Origin of the sequence: Pseudomonas sp. TR47, assembly GCF_044143025.1 — a bacterium.
Classification (GTDB): domain Bacteria; phylum Pseudomonadota; class Gammaproteobacteria; order Pseudomonadales; family Pseudomonadaceae; genus Aquipseudomonas; species Aquipseudomonas putida_E.
The window spans coordinates 165,393-181,221 of the sequence record NZ_JBHFCS010000003.1; the positions used below are offsets into that span (position 1 = coordinate 165,393).

Consider the following 15,829-nt stretch of genomic DNA (forward strand, 5'->3'; position numbering starts at 1 on the left):
CCGCGCAAAGAGCGGCGCCGCGCCGGCGACAGGGCCGGCCTGGGCACCCGCTTTATTCAGCGATCAGCCAGTCCATTCGGTAGCTGCCGGCCGTCTGCGCCAGCTCCCTGGCCAGCCAGGGCAGCAGTTCCTTGAGTTCTTCTTCCAGCCCCCATGGCGGGTTGGCAATGGCCAGGCCCGAACCATTGAGGCCCTGCGGGCTGTCCTGGTGGTGAACGTACAGCTCGATCCGCAGCAGCTTGGGCGCACCAGTGCTGGTCAGGTCCTGGTAGAACCGGGTGAGCGAGCGCTGGTCCTTGATCGGGTACCAGATGGCCGCGACGGTCTGGCGCATGCGGCCGATCGCCTCTTTCATCGAGGTGGTGCAACGTTTGAGCTCATCGGCCTGTTCGAACGGCGGGTCGATCAGCATGATCGCGCGCTTTTCCGGCACCGGCAGCAACGCCCGCGGCACATGCCAGCCTTCACCCAGGTGCACCACCACGCGCGGGTCTTTCTTCATGTTCTCTTTGAGCAGCGGCCCGTCTTCGGGGTGCTTCTCGTTGAGCAGGGCGCGGTCCTGCTGGCGCATCAGGCGGCGGGCCAGCTCCGGCGAGCCGGGGTAGTAGCGCAACTCGCCATCGCTGTTCAGGCGCTTGATGATGCGCAGGTAATCGGCGGCCATGGCCGGTAGATCATCGCGGTTCCACAGGCGCGCGACCCCTTCCAGGTACTCACCGGTACGGGTGGCCTGGTCGCCTTGCAGGTCATACAGGCCCAAACCGGCGTGGGTGTCGATATAGGCGAACGGCTGTTCTTTGCGCGACATCAGGGCGATGAGGCGGGTCAGCACGATGTGCTTGAGGACGTCGGCATGGTTGCCGGCGTGGAAGGCGTGACGATAGTTCATGGCAACTCCTGCGCGAGCGGCAAGTTTACCTTGCCTTGCCGGCGGAGTCAGGCCTGGCTGCCGATCGACAGCGCCCCGACCGCCGGTTTAGCGGCGGCCGGGGCACCTCGACCCGACAGGTGTCAGGTATTACTTTTCAGCGTGATACGCGGCATCAGCGGTTTCAAAGCGCGAAACCATGCTGCTCGACGGGCTGCTCAGCTTGCTCACCACGACAATGGCGATGCTGGCGAACAGGAAGCCCGGGATGATTTCGTACAAACCGATGGTGTCGAACTGTTTCCACAGGATCACGGTCAGCGCACCGACCACGATACCGGCCAGCGCGCCGTTACGGGTCATGCCTTTCCACAGCACCGAGATCAGCACGACCGGGCCGAAGGCGGCACCGAAGCCGGCCCAGGCGTAGGCCACCAGGCCCAGCACGCGGTTTTCCGGGTTGGCAGCCATGGCGATGGCGATCAGGGCCACGGCCAGCACCATCAGGCGACCGACCCAGACCAATTCACGCTGCGAGGCATTCTTGCGCAGGAAGGCCTTGTAGAAGTCCTCGGTCAGCGCACTGGAGCACACCAGCAACTGGCAGCTCAAGGTACTCATCACCGCGGCCAGAATGGCCGACAGCAGCACACCGGCCACCCAAGGGTTGAACAGGATCTTCGCCAGCTCGATGAACACACGCTCGTGGTTCTCGGTGACCGGGCCTGCCAGGTCAGGGTTCGCGGAGAAATAAGCGATACCGAAGAAGCCCACGGCGCAGGTACCGACCAGACACAGGATCATCCAGGTCATGGAAATGCGGCGCGCCTTGGCGATGGATTTGACCGAATCGGCGGCCATGAAGCGCGCCAGGATGTGCGGCTGACCGAAGTAGCCCAGGCCCCAACCCATCAGCGAAATGATGCCGATGAAAGAAGCACCCTTGAGCATGTCGAAGTGCGCCGGGTTCTGCGCTTCGATGGCCAGGAAGGTCGTGTCGAAGCCGCCCGTGGAGATCAGCACGATGATCGGGGTCAGGATCAGCGCGAAGATCATCAGCGAAGCCTGCACGGTGTCTGTCCAGCTCACCGCCAGGAAGCCACCGATGAAGGTGTAGGCGATGGTTGCCGCAGCACCGGCCCACAGCGCAGTCTCGTACGACATGCCGAAGGTACTTTCGAACAGACGGGCACCGGCGACGATACCGGAGGCGCAATAGATGGTGAAGAACACCAGGATGACGATGGCCGAAATGATCCGCAGCACGCCGCTGCTGTCTTCGAAGCGGCTGGAGAAGTAGTCCGGCAGTGTCAGCGCATCGCCGTTGTGCTCTGTCTGCACGCGCAGACGGCCAGCGACGAACAACCAGTTGAGGTAGGCACCGACGGTCAGGCCGATGGCGATCCAGGCCTCGGACAGACCTGAAAAGTAGATGGCGCCCGGCAGGCCCATCAGCAGCCAGCCGCTCATGTCGGAAGCACCAGCGGAAAGCGCGGTGACAACGCTACCCAGGCTGCGACCGCCCAGAATGTAGTCGGAAAGGTTCTTGGTGGAGCGATAGGCGGCAAAGCCGATCAGTACCATTACCGCGATATAGATCACGAAAGTGATCGTTAGTGGATTGCCCATGCTTGTGCCCTGGCGTTTGTTTTTATTTCATGCACAACCGAATCGAGACGGTTGCACCCAGGCGGCGAATCCTATGCAACAACGTTAATAGGGTGCAACCACTTTTCGTCCGCCAGTTGCACCTTCTCGTGCATTTTCAGGTAATGCCGCTTTTTTGCTCCTTTATGGAGCAAAACCCGCGTTTTTCAGAACAAAACGCATCAGAAAAAAACGTATTTGAAGCGTAGGATCATTCATCGGACGAGTTGCACCTTTTCCGTCAAAAAATCGGGTTGCACCTGGTTGCACCCGAAATGTCCTACGGCTACTCTTGGCGTTAGCTTAGGCCACAACCGTGGCAATAACGAGGATAAGAAATGGCGACGACCACCCTTGGGGTCAAACTCGATGACCCTACCCGTGAGCGACTCAAGGCAGCTGCGCAGTCCATCGACCGCACGCCGCACTGGTTGATCAAGCAAGCAATCTTCAACTACCTGGAGAAGCTCGAGGGTGGCGCCACCCTGACCGAACTCAACGGTCAGGCCAACAGCCCGGCCGACGATGCCGGTGAAGTACAGCCCGACCATGCGCACCAGTGCTTCCTGGAGTTCGCTGAGAGCATCCTGCCCCAGTCGGTGCTGCGCTCGGCCATTACAGCCGCCTATCGCCGCCCCGAGCAGGAAGTGGTGCCGATGCTGCTGGAACAGGCGCGCCTGAGCGCGCCCCTGGCCGAGGCGACCAACAAGATGGCCGCCGGCATCGCCGAAAAGCTGCGCAACCAGAAGAGCGCCGGTGGCCGCGCCGGCATCGTCCAGGGCCTGCTGCAGGAGTTCTCGCTGTCGTCCCAGGAAGGCGTGGCGCTGATGTGCCTGGCCGAAGCCCTGCTGCGTATCCCCGACAAAGGCACCCGTGACGCGCTGATCCGCGACAAGATCAGCAGCGGCAACTGGCACCCGCACCTGGGCAACAGCCCGTCGCTGTTCGTCAACGCGGCCACCTGGGGCCTGCTGCTGACCGGCAAGCTGGTTTCCACCCACAACGAAGCCGGCCTCACCACCTCGCTCACCCGCATCATCGGCAAGAGCGGCGAGCCGATGATCCGCAAGGGCGTCGACATGGCCATGCGCCTGATGGGCGAACAGTTTGTCACCGGCGAGACCATCGCCGAAGCGCTGGCCAATGCCAGCCGCTTCGAGTCCAAAGGCTTCCGCTACTCCTACGACATGCTCGGCGAAGCCGCGCTGACCGAGCATGATGCGCAGAAGTACCTGGCCTCCTATGAGCAGGCGATCCACTCGATCGGCAAGGCCTCCCACGGCCGCGGCATCTACGAAGGCCCGGGCATCTCGATCAAGCTCTCGGCACTGCACCCACGCTACAGCCGCGCTCAATACGAGCGGGTGATGGAAGAGTTGTACCCGCGCCTGCTGTCGCTGACTCTGCTGGCCAAGCAATATGACATCGGCCTGAACATCGACGCTGAAGAGGCCGACCGCCTGGAGCTGTCGCTCGACCTGCTCGAGCGCCTGTGCTTCGAGCCTTCGCTGGCCGGCTGGAACGGGATCGGCTTCGTCATCCAGGCCTACCAGAAGCGCTGCCCGTATGTGATCGACTACGTCATCGACCTGGCCAAACGCAGCCGTCACCGCCTGATGATCCGCCTGGTGAAAGGCGCCTACTGGGACAGCGAAATCAAGCGCGCCCAGGTCGAGGGCCTGGAAGGCTATCCGGTCTACACCCGCAAGGTGTACACCGACGTTTCCTACGTCGCCTGCGCCCGCAAGTTGCTGGCGGTACCGGAAGCCATCTATCCCCAATTTGCTACTCACAACGCACACACTCTGTCGGCTATCTACCACATCGCCGGTCAGAATTATTACCCGGGGCAGTACGAATTCCAGTGCCTGCACGGCATGGGCGAACCGCTGTACGAGCAGGTTGTAGGCAAGGTCTCGGAAGGCAAGCTTAACCGCCCGTGCCGCGTCTACGCGCCGGTCGGCACCCACGAAACCTTGCTGGCCTACCTGGTGCGCCGCCTGCTGGAAAACGGCGCGAACACCTCGTTCGTCAACCGTATCGCCGACCACTCGATCTCCATCCAGGAACTGGTCGCCGACCCGGTCGCCAGTATCGAGCGCATGGCCACCCAGGAAGGCAGCATCGGCCTGCCGCACCCGCGCATCCCGTTGCCGCGTGACCTGTATGGCAGTGAGCGGGCCAACTCGGCCGGTATCGACATGGCCAACGAACACCGCCTGGCGTCGCTGTCCTGCGCCATGCTGGCCACGGCCCACAATGACTGGAAAGCCACCCCATTGCTGGCCTGCGCCGCCAGCGAAGGCGCTGCCACAGCGGTACTGAACCCGGCAGATCATCGCGACGTGGTCGGCCACGTGCAGGAAGCCACCGTTGCCGACGTCGACAACGCCATCCAGTGCGCGCTCAATGCCGCCCCCATCTGGCAGGCCACTCCACCCGCCGAGCGCGCAGCGATTCTGGAGCGCACCGCTGACCTGATGGAAGCCGAGATCCAGCCGCTGATGGGCCTGCTCATCCGCGAGGCCGGCAAGACCTTCGCCAACGCCATCGCCGAGGTGCGCGAGGCCGTTGACTTCCTGCGCTACTACGCCGTGCAGGCGCGCAACGATTTCAGCAATGACGCCCACCGCCCACTGGGGCCAGTGGTGTGTATCAGCCCGTGGAACTTCCCGCTGGCCATCTTCACCGGCCAGGTGGCCGCAGCCTTGGCTGCCGGCAACCCGGTACTGGCCAAACCAGCCGAACAGACCCCGCTGATCGCAGCCCAGGCTGTGCGCCTGCTGCTCGAAGCCGGCATTCCGGAAGGCGTGCTGCAACTGCTGCCAGGGCGCGGCGAAACCGTTGGTGCCGGCCTGGTCGGCGACGAACGCGTCAAGGGCGTGATGTTCACCGGGTCCACCGAAGTGGCGCGCCTGCTGCAGCGCAACGTCGCCGGGCGCCTGGACAACCAGGGCCGTCCGATCCCGCTGATCGCCGAAACCGGTGGCCAGAACGCGATGATCGTCGATTCCTCGGCGCTGACCGAGCAGGTGGTGATCGACGTGGTGTCCTCGGCCTTCGACAGTGCCGGCCAGCGCTGCTCGGCCCTGCGCGTGCTGTGCCTGCAGGAAGACTCGGCTGACCGCGTGATCGAGATGCTCAAAGGCGCCATGGCCGAAAGCCGCCTGGGCAACCCGGACCGCCTGGCCGTGGACATTGGCCCGGTGATCGATGCCGAAGCCAAGGCCGGTATCGAGAAGCACATCCAGGGCATGCGCGAAAAAGGCCGCCCTGTTTATCAGGTCGCCATCGCCGATGCTGCTGAAACCAAGCGTGGCACCTTCGTGATGCCAACGCTGATCGAGCTGGAGAGCTTCGATGAGCTCAAGCGCGAGATCTTCGGCCCGGTACTGCACGTGGTGCGTTACAACCGCCGCAACCTCGACCAGTTGATCGAGCAGATCAACAACTCCGGCTACGGCTTGACCCTCGGCGTGCATACCCGCATCGACGAGACCATCGCCAAGGTGGTGGAGAACGCCAACGCCGGCAACATGTACGTCAACCGCAACATCGTTGGTGCGGTGGTGGGCGTGCAGCCGTTCGGTGGTGAAGGCCTGTCCGGTACCGGCCCGAAAGCGGGTGGCCCGCTGTACCTGTACCGCCTGCTGTCCACCCGCCCGGCAGACGCCATTGGCCGTCACTTCCAGCAACAGGATGGCGAAGGCAAACCGGACCGTACCCTGCACGATCAGCTGATCAAGCCGCTGCACAGCCTCAAGGCCTGGGCCGAGAGCAACCAGCAAGCTGACCTGGCCGCGCTTTGCAGCCAGTTCGCCAGCCAGTCGCAGAGCGGCATCGCCCGCCTGCTGCCAGGCCCGACCGGCGAGCGCAACAGCTACACCATCCTGCCACGCGAGCACGTGCTGTGCCTGGCCGACAACGAGGCTGACCTGCTGGCGCAGTTGGCCGCAGTACTGGCCGTCGGCAGCTCGGCGGTGTGGGCAGACAGCGAGCCTGGCAAAGCCCTGCGTGCCCGCCTGCCGCGTGAGCTGCAGGCCAAGGTCAAGCTGGTGGCGGACTGGAACAAGGATGAAGTGGCGTTCGACGCCGTGATTCACCATGGCGATTCGGACCAGCTGCGCAGCGTGTGCCAGCAGGTGGCCAAGCGTGCTGGTGCGATCGTCGGTGTGCACGGGCTGTCCAGCGGGGATCACCAGATTGCGCTGGAGCGGCTGGTGATTGAGCGGGCGGTGAGTGTGAACACCGCGGCGGCGGGGGGGAATGCCAGCTTGATGACCATTGGCTGATTGCTGTTGATAAAAAAGGGGAGCTTCGGCTCTCCTTTTTTATGGGCGCATATCTTGAGATGTTTGGCGCCTGTGAGATCGAGCGCCGCCCGCGCGGCGCTCGATCTCACAGGCGCTGAAACTGCTGCGGCGAATACATTGGGGCCTTCATGCAGCCTGAAGCCAGGCCCTCACTGCTTCATCCCCAACTCAGCATCATCCATCAGTGCCTTGGCCATCGCACTCAAATAATGCGCAGCCCAGAGCATCATCGGTTTCTCATCCATCAACCCGGTAATGGTCAGTTCGCGCACATAGCCCATCAACTCCGAAGACTGCTCTCGGGCATCCCGGCACGGGATACCCGGCTCGATGCGAAACAGTGGATGTGTGCCATTCTCGCCCTGGTAGAAGGTGGTCTTGCCGACGGTGAACTGGGTGTCTTCTGTTGTCATTGTTCAATCCCCTGATAATTCTCGACTGCCTGGCCTGGCCCTTTCGCGGGTGAACCCGCGAAGAGGCCAGCCCAGGCAACACATTACGCAGCCTCAATGCACAGGTCTGGCCTCAGCGGGCATCTGCACCTGAACCAATGCAGACTCAAGCAAAGCCCGCAGCGCCTCCAGTTCATGCATCGTGGTCATCATCAGGATCGAAGCCGGCGACCTGGGCTGCAGCTGCATGGCGTGGTGCACCACGGTTGCGGCACACAGCGCGTGATCCGTGGCCTGGATCAGGGTGTCTTCAAGGGAATGGGCGTTAGGGTGGATCGGGGACTATCTTCAGCATCATGGTTCACCTAGTGATAAAGGCCACTACACACCTGCTGTCAAACAAGAGGGTGGCAGCTGTACATGGGTTGACAGACCGGTAGGCAAACCAAAACCCGGCGCACACGAAGTGCCCCATGCACAGCTGCCATAAAGGCAAAGCGATTCGGTTTGACCTAAGCGGCCTGTCAAAGCCGGTCACTGATTCGGCAGCGACCACCCGAGACTAGGGCCCTACCCAGAGCACCGCAATGGCTTGGAGGGGGTTGGGAGTATGTTTGGGAAATGGACTACATGGAATAGGTGAAAACCTAAAATGATCTGCCGAAACTGGCCGGAATGCGGTGAGACTGGCAGGTGTTCGCGCCTCACCCTTTTCAGCGCCTGTGAGGCCGAGCGCCGCCCGCGCGGCGCTGCGCAGCACAAGGCTGCTCACATTTGTTGCAACGTGGCCATGCCTGTGAGGCCATGGTTGTCAGCCTTGTCGCATGAGCGAAGGAATGCGGGGCGGCAGCCGCGCCAACAGGGAAATACCGTCAAACCACAAAGCGGGCAACCATGGCCGAGCAGTTGCCACGCTATCTTTCCACCATGCGCGCCCCAGAGTTACGCCAAAGCCACCAGATACTCCACCCCTTAAACGCTTCTGAAGCAAGCAACAACCCAACCCATATCCAGTTATTGATGCCAGCAACGACCATAGGCAAGAGCAAAACCACCGAAACTGACGGAACGATGAAAAAAAATCTGAATGGCATCTGCACCAGCGCCAAAAACACCACGATTTTTTTACACCTGAAAAAACCCACGCATGTAACAATAACTGAAAACTGTAAAAACAGCCCGGCCCAGATCACAATGCCTGAACCACCCCAACTCCGCACTACGTCAAGACCACTATTCAAATCCGACAAAAAAGGTATTGCGCCTCGGGCGATATTACGCAAGATGTACAAAATAATATAAAACGCATCCATACTTGCCCAAAGCAAATATAGAGCTCGCTGCTTATTGGTAGTTGACACCATCAATAGGCCCCTATTCTATATTCATACTCCTCGTCAGGTACCACAGGACGCCAGTGCCAGGACTCCCCCGTGATCGCCCAGGCATCATCTGCCTGTACATAGTTTTGCGTTATCCGTCGTACATCCCCATATCGATGTGTAGCCGATAGTCTGGCGAAGCTCCGCTCCTTTTCGCCTAATGGCACCCACCTCTGACTTACCAATCTACGGGTATTAGCATAGTCTTTCCCCTCGCTCGAAAAAAGACGTCCCTCGTCACCTCGGGATGTTAAAAAGTTTGCGGCCAACGCCACCCCAGACCACAATAAATCTGTATCAATACTAAATGTTTTCCACTTGCCAGGGCCATCAGCTTCTGGGTATTTACTCTCAGACAGCAGTAAATCCAGCTTTGATTCCGCCCATCTCAAACGAGGGTAACGCGACACATCAATTGGAGAAATTGGCTGCTCCCGAATAAGGAACCACCTGCCGTCTTCCACCAGCTTCAAAGCTCGCCAGATATCATCCTGCAGCAAAGGACGCCCCAGAGGCAAATCACATGCTTTCTGGAAGTCACACAATCCACGCAGGGTCGTATTTTCCAGCAAAGCCCTCTGAACTACCGAACAAGCAAAAAAAGGGTCTTCAACCCTCTCTAAATCTTCTTTCCAAACGTCGCGCCACTCACAAATCCTGTCCATAGAATTCCTCCACAGTGAAGAATCAATATCTACCTCATTTTCCATCACTGCGGTCGTAGGAGATTTCGGCGCAGCGCGTAGGAATATTCCTGTCGCCTTCTACAAGCACGCCTCTGACGCCTCAAATTTTTCATGCAGTCAGTGGAATAGCAGAGCTTAAAAGGTGCCAAGGCTGACAGATGAATGCCTTTTGATCTCACACGTGCTTCAAGATTTGCTGCGAACGGGTGGCCTTGACGCTCACTCAACCCAGCCCCTTCCCCCGTCAACCAACATCAGAGGCTCCAAATGCGAGGATTTTTGACTGAACATCATCTCAATCAATCATGGTAGCCAGTCTTATTCGGCCAATCCTAGACTCGCCTCAAGCCCGCTCAAGGACCGCCCCCATGCCCGAGACCCTGCTCAGCCCCCGCAACCTGGCCTTCGAACTCTACGAAGTGCTCGACGCCCAAGCCCTCACCCAGCGCCCGCGCTTTGCCGAGCACAGCCGCGAAACCTTCGACGCGGCGCTGACCACCGCGCGCACCATCGCCGAAAAGTACTTCGCCCCGCACAACCGCAAGGCCGACGAAAACGAGCCGCGCTACGTGGACGGCCGCGCTGAACTGATCCCCGAGGTCAAGCCTGCCGTCGATGCTTTCCTCAAGGCCGGCTTCCTCAACGCCAATCGCGACTTCGAGGTCGGCGGCATGCAGCTACCCAGCCTGGTCTCGCAGGCCTGCTTCGCCCACTTCCAGGCCGCCAACGCTGGTACCACGGCCTACCCCTTCCTGACCATGGGCGCGGCCAACCTGATCGAAAGCTTCGGCAGCGACGAGCAAAAACACCTGTTCCTGCAGCCAATGATCGAAGGCCGGTTCTTCGGCACCATGGCGCTGACAGAGCCGCATGCAGGTTCGTCCCTGGCCGACATCCGCACACGTGCCGAACCCGCCGGGGATGGCAGCTATCGGATCAAGGGCAACAAGATCTTCATCTCCGGTGGTGACCACGAACTGTCGGAAAACATCGTGCACATGGTCCTGGCCAAGCTGCCGGACGCGCCACCCGGTGTGAAAGGCATCTCGCTGTTCATCGTGCCCAAGTATCTGGTCAATCAGGATGGCAGCTGTGGCGGGCGCAACGACGTACTGCTGGCCGGGCTGTTCCACAAGATGGGTTGGCGCGGCACCACCTCCACGGCACTGAACTTCGGCGACAACGGTCAGTGCGTCGGCTACCTCGTCGGCCAGCCACACCAGGGCCTTGCCTGCATGTTCCAGATGATGAACGAGGCACGCATCGGTGTTGGCATGGGCGCAGTGATGCTCGGCTACGCCGGCTACCTGTATTCGCTGGAGTATGCCCGCCAGCGGCCTCAAGGCCGGCTGCCGGACAGCAAGGACCCTCTCAGCCCGGCGGTGCCGATCATCGAGCACACCGATGTGAAACGCATGCTGCTGGCACAGAAGGCGTACGTGGAAGGCGCCTTCGACCTGGGCCTGTACGCAGCGCGCCTGTTCGACGACACCCAGACGGCTGATGGCGAAAGCGCACGCCAGCAGGCACAAGCGTTGCTCGACCTGCTGACGCCAATTGTCAAATCCTGGCCTTCGACCTTCTGCCTGAAGGCCAACGAACTGGCCATCCAGATCCTGGGTGGCCACGGTTACACCCGCGAATACCCGGTAGAACAATACTACCGCGACAACCGTTTGAACCCGATCCACGAGGGCACCGAAGGCATCCAGTCACTCGACCTGCTGGGCCGTAAGCTGGCACAGCACAACGGAGCCGGCCTCAAACAACTGATTCGCCTGATCGCAAGTACCGGTGAGCGCGCCAGCCACCACCCGAACCTTGATGCCTTGCGCCAACCGCTTGAGCAACTGGTCACTCGCCTGCAAGCCGTGACCCTCGGCCTGCTGGGTGATCTGGCCCATGGCCAGACTGCCGGCGCCCTTGCCAACTCGGCCCTGTACCTCAAGGCCTTTGGCCATTGCGTGATCGGCTGGCGCTGGCTGGAACAAGCGATACATGCCGAGCTGGGCCTGCTCAAGGGCAATGCCGCAGACCGCGACTTCTACCTGGGCAAACTGCAGGCAGCCCGTTATTTCCTGACCTGGGAGGTACCAGGCTGCCATAATGAGCTGGCATTGCTCGAGGCACGCGACGATACCTGCCTGGCCATGCAAGATGGGTGGTTCTAGGGGGAGCCACCGTGCACACGGAGGTTTTCCATGTTCGATTCCAGCGCCCTGCTGCGCCAGCGCTTTGCCACGCTGCGCAGCACGGCCGAGTTGTTTTCCCTGCGCCATGTGAAACAGTCCCACCAGGCGCTTTCGGTACGCCGTAACGTGGCCGAACCGCCATTCTTCAGCCAGGACGAGGGCGCCATGCTCACGGTGCGGGTCAACGGCGTAGAGGCCTACGCGGCCACCGCCGATCTGTCCCAGCAAGGGCTACAACGAGCATTGGAACATGCCGAAGCCATGGCCCGGCAGATCGCCAGGCACAGCCTGCTTGACCTGCGCGACCAGCCGGTGCCCAGCTCGCGCCACGACCATGTTTCGCCAAATTTCGACCGCCCACTGCCCAGCCTCGCCGACTGCCTGGGCCTGCTCGCCGCCGAATCAGCCAGCATACCCAAGGACAGCCGCCTGGTGGACTGGCAGACCAGCCTGAGCCAAAGCCTGGTCGAGCAGACCTACCTGAACTCCGCCGGTGCCGAACTGCGCCATGCTCAGCGGTTCCTGTTCCCGGGGCTGAGTGTCACCGCCAGCGACGGCCAGGACAGCCAGACCCGTAGCCTGGGCCGGGACAACTTCGGCCAGCAGGGTGGCTTCGAAATCATCGAACGCTGCGGCCTGGTCGGTGCTGCTCAGCATGTGGCCGACGAGGCGCTGCAGCTGCTGCTGGCGGCCAACACACCCAGTGGCCAGCGTGACCTGCTGCTGATGCCAGACCAGATGATGCTGCAGATCCATGAGTCGATCGGCCACCCACTGGAAATGGACCGCATCCTCGGCGACGAGCGCAACTACGCTGGCACCAGCTTCGTCAAAGCCAGTGATTTCGGCCACCTGCAATACGGCTCGCCACTGCTCAACGTGACCTTCGACCCGACCATCGGGGAGGAACTCGCCAGCTACAGCCATGACGACGACGGCAGCCAGGCCAGCAAGCAGTTCCTGATCCGTGACGGTCTGTTGCTGCGCCCGCTGGGCGGCGCGCTGTCGCAGTTCCGTTCCGGGCTCGATGGCGTGGCCAACAGCCGCGCCTGCGGCTGGAACCGCGCACCGATCGACCGTATGGCCAACCTCAATGTCGAGCCGGGTGATCGAACCCTTGAACAACTGATTCAGGGAATCGAGCACGGCATCCTGATGCGCACCAACCGTTCCTGGTCCATCGACGATGCGCGCAACAAGTTCCAGTTTGGCTGTGAATGGGGCCAGTTGATTGAAAACGGCGAGCTCAAAGGCATCGTCAAAAACCCCAACTACCGCGGCATCTCCGCGCAGTTCTGGCGCAACCTCGCGGCGGTTGGTGACCGTAGCACCTTCCAGGTACTGGGCACGCCCAACTGCGGCAAGGGCGAACCCAACCAGGTGGTGCGGGTGGGCCATGCCGCTCCGGCCTGCATGTTCCGCCAGATCGACGTATTCGGGGGGGACGCCTGATGAGCGCAACACCACAGCATGCTTTCGAACAACTGGTCAGTGCCTTGCGTGAAGTGAAACATGCAGAAGAACAGTTCACCCTGGGCTACAGCGCTGAACAATCGCAATTCGTGCGTTTCAACCATGCCAAGGTGCGCCAGGCCGGCGAGGTCAGCCAGGCCAGTGCGCACCTGCGGCTGATCCGCGACGGGCGCCAGGCTGAACAGCAAGTGACCCTGAGCGGCGATGCGCAAGTGGACCGTCAGCGCCTGGGCGAAGCCCTTGAACAGCTGCGCCAGACGCTGCCCCTTCTGCCTGCGGACCCCTACCTGCGCCTGGACCAGAGCGCTTGGCACAGCCACAGCCTGCAGGATCAGGCGCTGCCTGAGTTGAGCGAAGTACTGGCGCTGCTCGACGGCGAAGCAGGCGACCTGGACCTGGTTGGGATCTATGCCGCCGGCCCGATCTGCAGGGGCTTTGCCAGCTCTTACGGAGCCTTCGGCTGGCACCAGGCCAACAGTTTCAACTTCGACTGGAGCCTGTTCCACAGTAACGGCCAGGCCGTGAAGGCGAATTATGCCGGCCAGGTGTGGAATGCCGACGAATTCACCGCCCGCCTGCGCCAGGCCCGCGAACAGCTGGGCTTCCTCGGCCGCCCGGCAATTACCCTGAAGCCTGGTAGCTACCGCGCCTATCTTGCGCCTGCCGCGATGGACGAAATCGCCGGCATGCTGTGCTGGGGCGGTTTCTCTGCGCAGTCTCTGGCCACTGGCAACAGTGCGTTGCAGCGCCTGTACAGCGGCGATGCCCGGCTGAGCCCGCTGGTGTGTTTCCACGAGCAGGTCAGCGGGTCGTTGAGCCCGGCGTTTTCCGATGAGGGTTCGCCGCGTCAGGACGTACCACTGATAAGGGAAGGGCAAGCGCTGGGCAGGCTGGTCAGTGCCCGCAGTGCCGCCGAGTTCGAGCTGCTTGCCAATGGCGCGGACAGCTACGAATCGCCCTGCGCACTCAGCCTTGCAGCGGGGAATCTTGCCAACGCAGACATCCTGGCGCGGTTGGGTACTGGCTTGTACATCAGCAACCTGTGGTACCTGAACTACTCGGACCTGCCGGCTGCGCGCATGACCGGGCTCACCCGCTTCGCCACCTTCTGGGTGGAAAACGGCCAGATTCAGGGGCCGGTAAGCACCATGCGTTTCGATGACAGCCTGTACAGTCTGCTGGGCAGCCAGCTGGAAGACCTGACCTGTGAGCGAGAGATGATCCTGTCGACCAGCACCTATGGACAGCGCAGTACCGGTTCGAGTCATTTGCCGGGGGCGCTGGTCAAAGGGCTGACCCTGACATTGTGATCGGCTATCCCGGCCTCCTCGCCGGCTTGCCTGCGATGAGGCCAGGACAGGCAACACTGAACATTGAGGTTCATATGCCCGAACGCACTCCGCTGGACCCTGTCACCGCCCGCTGGATCCCCTGGGTAGTGGCGATCGCCTTCTTCATGCAATCCCTGGACGGCACCATCCTCAACACCGCACTGCCGGCCATGGCCCGCTCGCTAGAAGAGAACCCGCTGCGCATGCAGGGTGTGATCATCGCCTACATGCTCACCGTGGCCCTGCTGATCCCCGCCTCGGGCTGGATCGCCGACCGTTTCGGCACCAAGCGTATCTTCTTCAGCGCCATCGTGCTGTTCAGCTTCGGTTCACTGCTGTGTGCCATGGCCAACAGCCTGGGCTTTCTGATTTTCGCCCGTGTGGTGCAGGGCCTGGGCGGCGCACTGATGCTGCCGGTCGGGCGGCTGGTGGTGCTGCGCGCCTATCCACGTAGCGAGCTGGTGCGGATCATGAGCTTCATCACCATCCCCGGCCTGCTGGGCCCACTGCTAGGCCCGACGTTGGGCGGCTGGTTGGTCGAGATCCTCACCTGGCACTGGATCTTCCTGCTCAACCTGCCCGTGGGCGCGCTGGGCTGTTACGCCGTGTGGAAGTTCATCCCCGACCTGCGCGGTGCCGAACGCACCACCTTCGATGGCCCAGGCTTCATCCTGTTTGGCGCGGCGATGGTGCTGATCACCATCGCCATGGAAGGCCTGGGCGAGCTGCACTTGCCGCACCTGCGGGTGATGCTCCTGTTGTTCGCCGGCATGGCCTGCCTGGCGGCCTACTGGCTGCGCGCCGGGCGCGATCCCGAGCCACTGTTCTCGCCCAGCCTGTTCCGGGTACGCACCTTCGCCATCGGTATTCTGGGCAACCTGTTCGCACGCCTGGGCAGCGGCGCCCTGCCCTTCCTGGTGCCGTTGCTGCTGCAGGTGGCACTGGGCTATTCGCCGGCGCAGGCCGGCATGAGCATGATCCCGCTGGCGGCGGCGGCAATGGTCGCCAAGTCCGTTGCCCGGCCGCTGATCGAACGCCTCGGTTACCGCATCGTCCTCACCGGCAACACCGTGCTGCTCGGCCTGCTGCTGGCCAGCCTGGGGCTGGTCGACGGGCAGACCCCGTATGCCGTACTGCTGGTGCAACTGGCCCTGCTGGGCGCGGTGAACTCCATGCAGTTCACCGCCATGAACACGGTAACCCTGATTGACCTCGACGATGCCAGCGCCAGCAGCGGCAACAGCCTGCTGTCGGTGGTCGCGCAGCTGTCGTTGAGCCTGGGCGTGGCCTGCGCAGGCGCACTGCTGGGCGGTTTCACTGCAGCCGGCAATGCCGATGGTGTGGAAACCACCCTGGGCGCCTTCCAGCTGACCTTCGTGACCATCGGTATCATGGCCATGCTGGCGGCGGCGATCTTCCTGCAGCTGTCGCCGACGGACGGAAGGCGTGCCCGTCGTCCGGAACCGCACATGGAGTCTTAGGGCGAATGGCCACGAGGCTGGTAGACTATGCGGCATTTTTCGCTTCGCAACGCAGGCCCGCCTC

10 protein-coding genes and 1 pseudogene are annotated in these 15,829 nt (G+C 61.9%); 6 read left to right on the forward strand and 5 right to left on the reverse strand.

The annotated features are described in order from the left end of the window. Nucleotides 1-52 precede the first annotated feature (52 nt). On the reverse strand, nt 53-889 hold the full coding sequence (locus ACEWE8_RS04900; RefSeq protein ID WP_046785061.1) for a 23S rRNA (adenine(2030)-N(6))-methyltransferase RlmJ: 837 nt from the start codon (nt 887-889) through the stop codon (nt 53-55). A 129-nt stretch (nt 890-1,018) separates the two neighbouring features. Further along, entirely contained in the window at nt 1,019-2,497 is a 1,479-nt protein-coding gene (gene putP, locus ACEWE8_RS04905; RefSeq protein ID WP_046785060.1) for a sodium/proline symporter PutP, read from the reverse strand. 356 nt (nt 2,498-2,853) lie between these two features. Between putP and putA the strand changes: the two genes are divergently transcribed. Further along, nucleotides 2,854-6,807, forward strand: a complete 3,954-nt coding sequence (putA, locus tag ACEWE8_RS04910; RefSeq protein WP_046785059.1) for a trifunctional transcriptional regulator/proline dehydrogenase/L-glutamate gamma-semialdehyde dehydrogenase — start codon at nt 2,854-2,856, stop codon at nt 6,805-6,807. A 170-nt stretch (nt 6,808-6,977) separates the two neighbouring features. On the opposite strand, the gene ACEWE8_RS04915 is transcribed toward putA, so the two are convergent. Then, nucleotides 6,978-7,241, reverse strand: a complete 264-nt coding sequence (locus ACEWE8_RS04915) for a DUF3077 domain-containing protein (protein ID WP_012312461.1) — start codon at nt 7,239-7,241, stop codon at nt 6,978-6,980. Nucleotides 7,242-7,334: 93 nt separating this feature from the next. Continuing rightward, a pseudogene (locus tag ACEWE8_RS04920) lies at nt 7,335-7,575 on the reverse strand (hypothetical protein). A gap of 539 nt (nt 7,576-8,114) precedes the next feature. Between ACEWE8_RS04920 and ACEWE8_RS04925 the strand changes: the two are divergent. Beyond that, nucleotides 8,115-8,522, forward strand: coding sequence for a hypothetical protein (locus ACEWE8_RS04925; protein WP_158621129.1), 408 nt, complete (start codon nt 8,115-8,117; stop codon nt 8,520-8,522). 61 nt (nt 8,523-8,583) lie between these two features. On the opposite strand, the gene ACEWE8_RS04930 is transcribed toward ACEWE8_RS04925, so the two are convergent. After that, on the reverse strand, nt 8,584-9,312 hold the full coding sequence (locus ACEWE8_RS04930; RefSeq protein ID WP_144415439.1) for a hypothetical protein: 729 nt from the start codon (nt 9,310-9,312) through the stop codon (nt 8,584-8,586). A 344-nt stretch (nt 9,313-9,656) separates the two neighbouring features. Here ACEWE8_RS04930 and ACEWE8_RS04935 point away from each other — a divergent pair, with 344 nt between their 5' ends. The 4 genes from ACEWE8_RS04935 to mdtD all read left to right on the forward strand — a co-directional run bounded on the left by ACEWE8_RS04935 (nt 9,657) and on the right by mdtD (nt 15,765). Then, nucleotides 9,657-11,459: an acyl-CoA dehydrogenase gene (locus ACEWE8_RS04935; protein ID WP_367903675.1), complete on the forward strand. Its 1,803-nt coding sequence runs from the start codon at nt 9,657-9,659 to the stop codon at nt 11,457-11,459. A gap of 30 nt (nt 11,460-11,489) precedes the next feature. Then, nucleotides 11,490-12,932, forward strand: a complete 1,443-nt coding sequence (locus ACEWE8_RS04940) for a TldD/PmbA family protein (RefSeq protein ID WP_046785057.1) — start codon at nt 11,490-11,492, stop codon at nt 12,930-12,932. After that, nucleotides 12,932-14,263 (forward strand): TldD/PmbA family protein, encoded by a 1,332-nt coding sequence (locus ACEWE8_RS04945; RefSeq protein WP_367903674.1) that lies wholly within the window; start codon nt 12,932-12,934, stop codon nt 14,261-14,263. Before ACEWE8_RS04940 ends, ACEWE8_RS04945 begins: the two co-directional genes overlap by 1 nt. Before the next feature lie 74 nt (nt 14,264-14,337). Continuing rightward, a complete protein-coding gene (gene mdtD / locus ACEWE8_RS04950) occupies nt 14,338-15,765 on the forward strand; it encodes a multidrug transporter subunit MdtD (RefSeq protein ID WP_039604767.1) in 1,428 nt (475 codons plus the stop codon). Nucleotides 15,766-15,829 lie beyond the last annotated feature (64 nt).

Bases quoted from the DNA above. Each gene is read 5' to 3' on its own strand.
- ACEWE8_RS04900 (WP_046785061.1), bottom strand. From the start codon at position 889: ATGAACTATCGTCACGCCTTCCACGCCGGCAACCATGCCGACGTCCTC.
- putP (WP_046785060.1), bottom strand. From the start codon at position 2,497: ATGGGCAATCCACTAACGATCACTTTCGTGATCTATATCGCGGTAATG.
- putA (WP_046785059.1), top strand. From the start codon at position 2,854: ATGGCGACGACCACCCTTGGGGTCAAACTCGATGACCCTACCCGTGAG.
- ACEWE8_RS04915 (WP_012312461.1), bottom strand. From the start codon at position 7,241: ATGACAACAGAAGACACCCAGTTCACCGTCGGCAAGACCACCTTCTAC.
- ACEWE8_RS04925 (WP_158621129.1), top strand. From the start codon at position 8,115: ATGGCCGAGCAGTTGCCACGCTATCTTTCCACCATGCGCGCCCCAGAG.
- ACEWE8_RS04930 (WP_144415439.1), bottom strand. From the start codon at position 9,312: ATGGAAAATGAGGTAGATATTGATTCTTCACTGTGGAGGAATTCTATG.
- ACEWE8_RS04935 (WP_367903675.1), top strand. From the start codon at position 9,657: ATGCCCGAGACCCTGCTCAGCCCCCGCAACCTGGCCTTCGAACTCTAC.
- ACEWE8_RS04940 (WP_046785057.1), top strand. From the start codon at position 11,490: ATGTTCGATTCCAGCGCCCTGCTGCGCCAGCGCTTTGCCACGCTGCGC.
- ACEWE8_RS04945 (WP_367903674.1), top strand. From the start codon at position 12,932: ATGAGCGCAACACCACAGCATGCTTTCGAACAACTGGTCAGTGCCTTG.
- mdtD (WP_039604767.1), top strand. From the start codon at position 14,338: ATGCCCGAACGCACTCCGCTGGACCCTGTCACCGCCCGCTGGATCCCC.